This is a genomic window from Pontibacter sp. BAB1700 (genome assembly GCF_000277005.1).
In the GTDB taxonomy this organism is placed as follows: domain Bacteria; phylum Bacteroidota; class Bacteroidia; order Cytophagales; family Hymenobacteraceae; genus Pontibacter; species Pontibacter lucknowensis.
The window spans coordinates 24,375-32,317 of the sequence record NZ_AKIS01000144.1 but is presented as its reverse complement, the minus strand read 5'-3'; the positions used below and the strand labels follow the sequence as shown (position 1 = coordinate 32,317).

At 51.0% G+C, this 7,943-nt stretch carries 8 protein-coding genes and 1 pseudogene; 3 read left to right on the top strand and 6 right to left on the bottom strand.

The window, feature by feature from the left end; translation table 11 throughout:
- Positions 1-35: 35 nt before the first annotated feature.
- The 6 genes and pseudogenes from O71_RS16320 to O71_RS16295 form a co-directional block, all read right to left on the bottom strand.
- A pseudogene (locus O71_RS16320) lies at positions 36-1,032 on the bottom strand (beta-ketoacyl-ACP synthase III).
- Positions 1,033-1,165: 133 nt separating this feature from the next.
- Positions 1,166-2,110 carry a phosphate acyltransferase PlsX gene (gene plsX, locus O71_RS16315; protein ID WP_007658911.1) on the bottom strand — a complete coding sequence of 315 codons (945 nt, stop codon included), beginning with the start codon at positions 2,108-2,110 and terminating at the stop codon, positions 1,166-1,168.
- A gap of 50 nt (positions 2,111-2,160) precedes the next feature.
- Positions 2,161-2,358, bottom strand: a complete 198-nt coding sequence (gene rpmF, locus O71_RS16310; RefSeq protein WP_007658910.1) for a 50S ribosomal protein L32 — start codon at positions 2,356-2,358, stop codon at positions 2,161-2,163.
- 54 nt (positions 2,359-2,412) lie between these two features.
- Positions 2,413-2,961, bottom strand: coding sequence for a DUF177 domain-containing protein (locus tag O71_RS16305; protein WP_007658909.1), 549 nt, complete (start codon positions 2,959-2,961; stop codon positions 2,413-2,415).
- A 66-nt stretch (positions 2,962-3,027) separates the two neighbouring features.
- Positions 3,028-3,984 (bottom strand): 4-hydroxythreonine-4-phosphate dehydrogenase PdxA, encoded by a 957-nt coding sequence (pdxA, locus tag O71_RS16300; RefSeq protein ID WP_369750973.1) that lies wholly within the window; start codon positions 3,982-3,984, stop codon positions 3,028-3,030.
- A gap of 73 nt (positions 3,985-4,057) precedes the next feature.
- Positions 4,058-5,308 (bottom strand): M17 family metallopeptidase, encoded by a 1,251-nt coding sequence (locus tag O71_RS16295; RefSeq protein ID WP_007658905.1) that lies wholly within the window; start codon positions 5,306-5,308, stop codon positions 4,058-4,060.
- Positions 5,309-5,648: 340 nt separating this feature from the next.
- On the opposite strand from O71_RS16295, the gene rsmA reads away from it, so the two are divergent.
- From rsmA to O71_RS27470, 3 genes are read left to right on the top strand one after another with little or no spacing between them, the layout of a single operon-like run.
- Complete coding sequence (rsmA, locus tag O71_RS16290; protein WP_007658904.1) at positions 5,649-6,428, top strand: 16S rRNA (adenine(1518)-N(6)/adenine(1519)-N(6))-dimethyltransferase RsmA; 780 nt, start codon at positions 5,649-5,651, stop codon at positions 6,426-6,428.
- A gap of 4 nt (positions 6,429-6,432) precedes the next feature.
- On the top strand, positions 6,433-7,785 hold the full coding sequence (gene mgtE, locus O71_RS16285; protein WP_007658903.1) for a magnesium transporter: 1,353 nt from the start codon (positions 6,433-6,435) through the stop codon (positions 7,783-7,785).
- A gap of 4 nt (positions 7,786-7,789) precedes the next feature.
- Positions 7,790-7,918, top strand: a complete 129-nt coding sequence (locus O71_RS27470) for a hypothetical protein (protein ID WP_369750972.1) — start codon at positions 7,790-7,792, stop codon at positions 7,916-7,918.
- The last annotated feature ends 25 nt before the right edge of the window (positions 7,919-7,943 follow it).

Below are 7,943 nucleotides of genomic sequence, written 5' to 3'. Positions count from 1 at the left end.
TAATGTGCCGCTTTTTCTGTTTATAGAGGTATAAATTATTTCGGATCGTAAGCCCACTTCACATAAATCGCGCCCCAGGTGAATCCACCACCAAAAGCCGCTAGAATCAGGTTATCTCCTTTTTTAAGTTGCTTCTCGTACTCCCACAGGCAAAGAGGAATAGTGCCACTAGTCGTATTGCCATAGCGCTCAATGTTAAGCATAACCTTGTTGCTTCCAACGCCCATTCGATTCGCAGTGGCGTCAATAATGCGCTTGTTCGCCTGGTGCGGTACCAGCCAGGCAACATCCTCTGCTGTGAGGTTGTTGCGCTCCATCACTTCAGCTGAAACATCCGCCATGCCTTTCACGGCAAACTTAAATACCTGCTGACCTTCCTGATACGCATAGTGCTCACGCGCCAGGATGGTGTCCATGGTGGCCGGTTTGCGACTACCTCCTGCTTTCATATGCAGGTATTGTGCGCCTGTTCCGTCCGACTTCAACACCGAGTCGATAATGCCATAGCCTTCCGTGTTTGGCTCCAGCATCACGCTCCGCCGCCATCACCGAAGATGATGCAGGTAGTACGGTCGGTATAGTCGATGATAGAGGACATTTTGTCGGCACCTACCACGATCACTTTTTTGTACTGACCCGATTCGATGAATTTCGAAGCAGTCGCCAGTGCGTAAAGGAAGCCCGAGCAAGCAGCCTGCAGGTCGTACCCGAGGCATTCACAGCGCCTACCTCAGCCGTAATCAGGTTGGCCGTGGCCGGGAACACCATGTCAGGGGTGGTGGTGGCGCAGATGAGTAGGTCTACTTCTTCTGCTTTGGTATTGGTTTTCTTGAGTAAGTCCAGTACTGCCGGTACTGCAATATGGGAAGTGCCTTTGCCTTCACCCTTGAGAATGCGCCTTTCCTTTATACCGGTGCGTGAAAGAATCCATTCATCATTTGTGTCCACCATTGTCTCCAGTTCCTTGTTCGTGAGCACGTAATCGGGAACATAGCCAGCCACACCTGTAATCGCGGCAGTAATTTTACTCATGTTGTGAAAGGTATAAGTGTTGGAAGTTTAAGACGGCAATATAATAAAAAAAACTTGGCACAAACCGTCGTTACCGCAAAAAGAGTAGTGAGACAGTTTGTGCCAAGAAATATGTTTGGCCGAAGCCAGCGCCTTACTGAGCGCCTGTATGCTTTTTAAATCGCTCTGACAGGTTGGAGGCTACCATCTTCTGGGCCTGCAACACCATGTTGCAGATAGCCTTCGGGCTGGAAACTCCGTGACCGATTACAGCATTACCATTGATACCCAGGATCGGGCTGCCACCTACGGCCTCGTAGTTAAACTTGTCGAAGAACGGATCATGCATGTTCTTCTCGTTGAGGATGTCGTAGATGGACTCCGCCATCTTGAGGATAATGTTGCCTGTATACCCGTCACATACAATTACATCGGCTTTATCGTTGAACATATCGCGTCCTTCGATGTTGCCAATGAAGTTGACATTAGGGTTGACTTTGAGGCGCTGGTGGGCAGCCTGTGTGTTCACAGTGCCTTTACCTTCCTCTTCGCCAAGATTCATCAGGCCAACCTTAGGCTTTTCGATGTCCAGTACATACTTGGCATAGATAGAGCCGATTTCACCAAACTGCTCCAAAACCTCTGGCTTACAGTCAGCATTGGCGCCTACGTCAAGCATGATGCCAAAGCCGCCGCTCAGTTTCGGTACCAGGCCTCCAATAGCGGGGCGCAGAATACCTTCAGTGGCTTTTACGCTGAACATGGCTCCAACCAGCATGGCGCCGGTATTGCCGGCGCTGCAGAAAGCATGTGCTTTCCCGGCCTTCAGCAATCCATAACCAACAGCAATGCTGGAGTCAGGCTTTTGGGTCAGGGCTTTCGTGGGATGTTCTCCCATTTCAATGACCTGGGTGGCATTCATCACTTTGATGCCAGTGCCTGTGTATCCATATTCTTTCAGCAGCGGATTGATTTCTTCTTCCTTGCCGATCAGCAGGATTTCATAATCAGTGTCAAGCTGCTCTGCGGCTAACAAAGCACCCTTTACAGTTGCTTCGGGTGCAAAGTCGCCGCCCATAGCGTCCAGGGCGATCCTCATGTACTGGATGGGGTTAAATTATACAGAACTAAACAGAGTACAGTCTAAGCTTACTGAGCGTTAGTTGTATAATTTTTGATCGCCAATTTGCCTTTGTGGTACAGGTCACCTTCTACCACATAAGCATGGTGGAACAGGTGAGGAGTATCTGTAGTAGGGCAGATAGCAATCGCTTTCTCAGAGAGCTTCTGATGAGTTCTTCTCTTATCTCTTCTGGTCTTCGAAATCTTGCGTTTAGGATGTGCCATTTTTAGTTAAAAATTTACTTGCTGTTATTTAATACTTTATTATTCTACTGTTTGTTAGTTCAGGTTTTTCAAAGCGTCCCAACGCGGATCAATGTCGTCATCATCATCACCGTTGTTGTCGTCGCTTTCGCTGTCGCCTCCCTTGCGTGAAGAGTAGATCAGGATATCCCTTTCATCTTCTTCATCGAGCTCTTCCACAAAACGTGGGTGAAGCTTTTTCATAGGCAGCGATAAGCCTATGTAATCATACAGGTGCTGTGCCACATTGAGCGTCTGTGTCTCGGGCGTAATCTGCCACAAGTCCTCGTCGAGCTCGGCATTCTCAGGACCAAACTTGATCAGCAGTGTCTCTTCTATGTCCACTGGCTGGTCAAACTCCTCTAAACTGCGGTCGCAGGTGAGGCGTACGTGCCCTTTGATGTCAAAATGCAGTGTCAGCAGCGACTCGGTCTTATCGAGCTCTACCTTTGCCAGTAGCTTTCCCCCCAGTATGATCTCCTGCTCAAACAAAGAGAAGAATGAATCGTCCATCTCAAACTCATAAGAATGCTTCTTATTGCTGAGTTTGGCAATGCCGATTTCGTAGTCTCTAAGCTTTTTCACTACCGTGTTTTTATTGCAAGACGCAAAATTAGAACATTATTTTGACAAATAAAATAGCAGCCCTATTTATAAAACAGGCTTTTGCTCTGTCTGGCGCTTTTTTATAATGTCGCAGGCAAGGAACAACGCTTCTCTGAAAGAGGTTTCATCGGCTGTGTGTTTGCCGGCTATGTCGTAAGCCGTGCCGTGGTCCGGTGAGGTGCGCACGATCGGCAGTCCGGCCGTGTAGTTTACCCCTGTTTCCATGGCCAGTGTCTTAAAAGGAATAAGCCCCTGGTCGTGGTACATGCTCAGCACCGCGTCGAACTGCTTGTACATGCGCATGCCAAAGAAGCCATCGGCAGGGTAGGGGCCGAACACCAAATGTCCTTTTTCTTTCAGTTGCATCACGGCCGGGCGGATGATCTCTGTTTCCTCCGTTCCGAGCAGGCCCTTCTCACCGGCATGCGGGTTGAGGCCCAGCACCGCGATGCGTGGTTTCAGGATGCCGAAGTCACGACGCAGTGATTCCTGCAGGATGGTGATCTTACGGATGATCAGGTCGAAGTTGAGCTTTGTAGCTACGTCCTTTACAGGTATATGACCCGTTACCGTGGCAACACGCAAGTCGTCGGCTACGAGCAGCATCAGGCTGTCGGCGGCGTCGAAGTAGGAGGTCAGGAACTCGGTATGGCCTGGGAATTTAAACTCCTCGGACTGTATGTTGTCTTTGTCGATCGGGGCAGTTACCAAACCGTCCAGCAGGCCGGCTTTCAAATCCTGACAGGCAGCCATCAGCGAATCAAGCGATGCCTTGCCAGACTCCGGCTTTGGTGTGCCCGGCTCTACTGCGATGTCTTCTTCCCAGCAGTTGATCAGGTTTATCTTTTTAGGTATAAGCTCCTGCGCAGAACCCACTTGCTGGTAATGGAAATGCTCGGCGCTTAGGGCCTTGCGCACCTTGTTGATCACGCCGGCAGAGCCATAGATCACAGGGGTGCAGAAGTTTAGGATGCGCTGGTCTGAAAGGGTTTTGACGATGATCTCCGGGCCAATGCCGTTTGTGTCGCCTATGCTGATGCCTATTTTTGTCTTTGTGTCTGTTGTCCATTTTTTCTTAGTTAGCCTGCGAGCTAAGGTAGTTGTAAACGAGGCGTACGCCTGAGCCAGTGGCTAGTTTACCTCGGTAAGAGTCCTCACCTAATAGATAAGCCGTGCCGGCAATGTCGAAATGCACCCAAGGGTAATCCGTGAAATACTCCAGGAACACGCCCGCTGAGATAGCGCCTGCCTCGGCACCGCCCAGGTTTTTGATGTCAGCTATGTCCGACTCGATGTGCTTTTTGTACTCATCCCACAGCGGAAACTCCACAATGCGCTCGTGCTCAGCTTCGCCTGCTCGCTTCAGGGCAGTCATTACTTCATCACCGGCATTGCTCATCGCCACCAGACCCTCTTTACCGATAGCTCGTGCCGCGGCGCCTGTTAGAGTCGCCATGTCGATTACCAGCTCCGGCTTATATCGTTGCGCAAAGCTCAGGGCATCGGCCAGGATCAGTCGGCCTTCGGCGTCGGTATTGAGCACCTCCACGGTCATGCCGTTGTGCATGGTAAGCACGTCGCCTGGCGCATATGCCTTGCCGCCCGGACGGTTGTCGGTGGCAGGTATAAGTGCGATCACGTGCAGCTGTATGTTGTTCTTGGCCAGTGCGTACATCACACCCGCCACAGCAGCAGCGCCGGCCATGTCCGACTTCATATAGTCCATGGACTGCGGCGTTGGCTTCAGGCTGAGTCCGCCGGTGTCGTATACCACACCTTTGCCTACCAGCACGTAAGGCTTGCTGTTGGCAGCGCCTTCCGGTTTCCACTCCAGTATATTGAAGGTAGGCGGCTCTTCGCTGCCCTGGTTCACGGCCAGCAGTCCGCCCATTTTCAGCGACTGTATCTGTAGCTCGTCAAAGACCTGCGTGGTAAAACCGGCTTTTTCACCGAGCTCTACCAATTGCTCGCTGAACTGCGAAGCGCTCTGGTGGCTGTTCGGCTCGTTTACCAGGTCGCGGGTCACGGTCACAGCGTCGAGTACGTTTTGCAGCTCCATCACATCAAACTCCGACAGGTTCTCGTCTGTCAGTACAACAGTCTGCAGCGAACTTGGCTTGTTGTTTTTGGTCTTGTATTTCTGGAACTGGTAGTTGCTCAGGTACAGGCCTTCGGCCAGGTAGGGGCTGGCATCTGATTTGGTGAGGTCCTGTATGGCAAGCTCTTCTACCTTGTCGGCTTTGAGCTGCTTGAGCAGTGCATAGCCCGCCTGGCGCAGATTCTCTCTGGTGGCGTTCTGCGTTTTTCCCTCCGTGTATACCACCACGTATACCCGTTGCGTATAGCGGTTCAGGGAAACGATCTTCGCTTCCGCTTCGAGTTGGCGTTTCAGGTAGGCGGTTTCGTCTGAGCTTAGCTCTGAGAGTGAGTCCGTCTGATCAGCCGCACAATCAGGGCTACGTCTGTATTTTTACCTACCGATGTATTGTATTTGAGTTGTGTTGGCATTTGTCATTCGTATCTTTGAGCACGCAATATAGTAAGTATATAGTGTAATGCGAAAAAGCCCGGTACAGGTATAGCCAATGCCGGCGTCGCATATAAATTAGGTATAACGGGTTTCCGGCAAAATTGTCTCAACAAGCCGGCACCATAACGTATAGCATGTGAGCAAAGTAAGTCCGAAGAAGCACTTAGGCCAGCACTTTCTGGTCGACCAGAACATCGCCCGCAAGATTGTGGAGCAACTCACTTTGCCCGGCGGCGTGGAGGATGTGCTGGAGATCGGCCCTGGTATGGGCGTGCTCACCCAGTACATGCTCGAGCACAAGGAGTACCGCACCACGGTGCTGGACATCGACCGCGAGTCTATTGCCTATCTGCAGCAGCACTTTCCGGCTTTGGGCGATCGCATCATCTCGGCAGACTTCCTGAAAACCGACCTGAGCAAGCTGTTTCCGGGTAAGTTCGCCATCATCGGCAACTTCCCTTACAACATCTCGAGCCAGATCTTTTTTAAGGTGCTGGAGCACCGCGACGTGGTGCCGGAGGTCGTGTGTATGATCCAGAAGGAAGTGGCCGAGCGACTGGCCTCACCTCCGGGAAATAAAGCGTACGGTATATTAAGTGTGCTCCTGCAGGCCTTTTATACCATCGAGTATAAATTTACGGTACACGAAAACGTGTTCCACCCGCCACCCAAAGTAAAGTCGGGCGTTATTAGTGTGGTGCGCAATGACAGGCAGAGCCTGCCGTGTGACGAAAAGCTTTTTTTCTCGGTGGTGAAAAACAGTTTTGGAACAAGGCGCAAAACGCTGCGTAACTGCCTCAAGACATTTAATCTCCCACCGGAGGTGACCACACAGCCAGTTTTTGACAAAAGAGCGGAGCAGCTGTCAGTAGAGGATTTTATAGCATTGACCCAGCTCGTAGAGCAGAACATATAATACCATGCAGGTAGAGATCACACGTGAATACATAGAACAGGTTGAAGAGGCAATAACACGCGATGACAAGGGATTCATACTCGAATCCATGTCCGACATGTATCCGGCTGACATCACCACGGTGCTGTACGAACTGGACACCAACGAATCGAAGTACGTGCTGGACCTTTTGCCTCCCGATATTGGTTCTCAGATTCTCAGTGATCTCGACTATGACATCCGCACGGATTTCTTAGCTTACTTCACTAGTCAGGAAGTAGCCCGCTATGTCAACCTGATGGACTCGGATGACGCCGTGGACATTCTGAACGAGATGAATGTGCAGCGGCGGGAGGAAGTGATTGCCCTGCTTGAAAACGAGGAGAAAGCGGATGACATCCTGGACCTCTTGCACTACGAAGAAGACTGTGCCGGTGGTTTGATGGCAAAAGAGCTTATCAAAGTGAATATCAACTGGCGTGTGCGGCAGTGTATTGAGGAAATTCGTCGGCAGGCCGAAGATGTGGAACGCATCTATACGGTATATGTGGTTGATAATCGCGACATCCTGCTGGGTCGCCTGAGTATTAAAGCGCTGTTGCTCTCCAAGGACGATAAGCTGGTACGAGACATTTACAACGAAGACGTAATTTCGATCGAATCATTCCGCGACGAGAACGAAGTGGTAAGTGTGATGCAGAAGTACGACCTGGAAGCTATACCTGTCGTGAACATACAGGGCAAATTGCTTGGTCGCATCACCATCGACGACGTGATCGACGTAATGCAGGAACAGGCCGAACTCAGCCGTCAGCTCATGACGGGTATCTCGGAAAATGTAGAGGAAGATGACAGCGTGTTCCGCATCTCGCGCTCCCGCATACCCTGGCTTGTGATCGGCATGGTGGGTGGTTTGCTGGCCGCGCACTTCATGGGTTTCTTCGAGGCCGATATTGCCATGCTACCGGCTCTGGCGCTGTTTGTGCCGCTTATTACTGCGACGGGTGGTAACGTAGGTATACAGTCCTCTTCCATTATCATTCAAACGCTCTCTTCCAATGCCGTGATCTTCGAGAACTTCGCCCAGCGTCTCCTGAAGCTCATCCTGGTTGCCCTGTTGAACGCCTTGATCATTTCAGCCCTTGTATTTGGCTTCTCCTACCTTTTCCGGCAGGACCTGAAATTGTCGATGGTAGTATCGGTCGCGCTGTTCTCAGTTGTGATGCTGGCCTCCCTGATGGGGACGCTGACCCCCATGCTGCTTGATAAGATGGGCGTGAATCCTGCTGTTGCTGCCGGGCCTTTTATAACGACTGCAAATGACCTGCTGGGCCTGGCGATCTACTTTGGTGTAGCGCATATGCTGTATGATTTATAATACCATGGCAAAACCTGGCATCCTGATCATCGACGAAGTGCATGACAGTTTGTTTCCTATGCTGGAAGGTATAGGTATAGCCTATGATTATCGGCCGGATATCAAGCCTATCGAGGTATGTGAGGCCTGGTAGGTTTTGAGGGGCTGATTGTGCGGAG

Coding starts and splice junctions, on each gene's coding strand:
- plsX (WP_007658911.1), bottom strand. CDS start 2,110: ATGAGGATCGCCCTGGACGCTATGGGCGGCGACTTTGCACCCGAAGCA.
- rpmF (WP_007658910.1), bottom strand. CDS start 2,358: ATGGCACATCCTAAACGCAAGATTTCGAAGACCAGAAGAGATAAGAGA.
- mgtE (WP_007658903.1), top strand. CDS start 6,433: ATGCAGGTAGAGATCACACGTGAATACATAGAACAGGTTGAAGAGGCA.
- O71_RS27470 (WP_369750972.1), top strand. CDS start 7,790: ATGGCAAAACCTGGCATCCTGATCATCGACGAAGTGCATGACAGTTTG.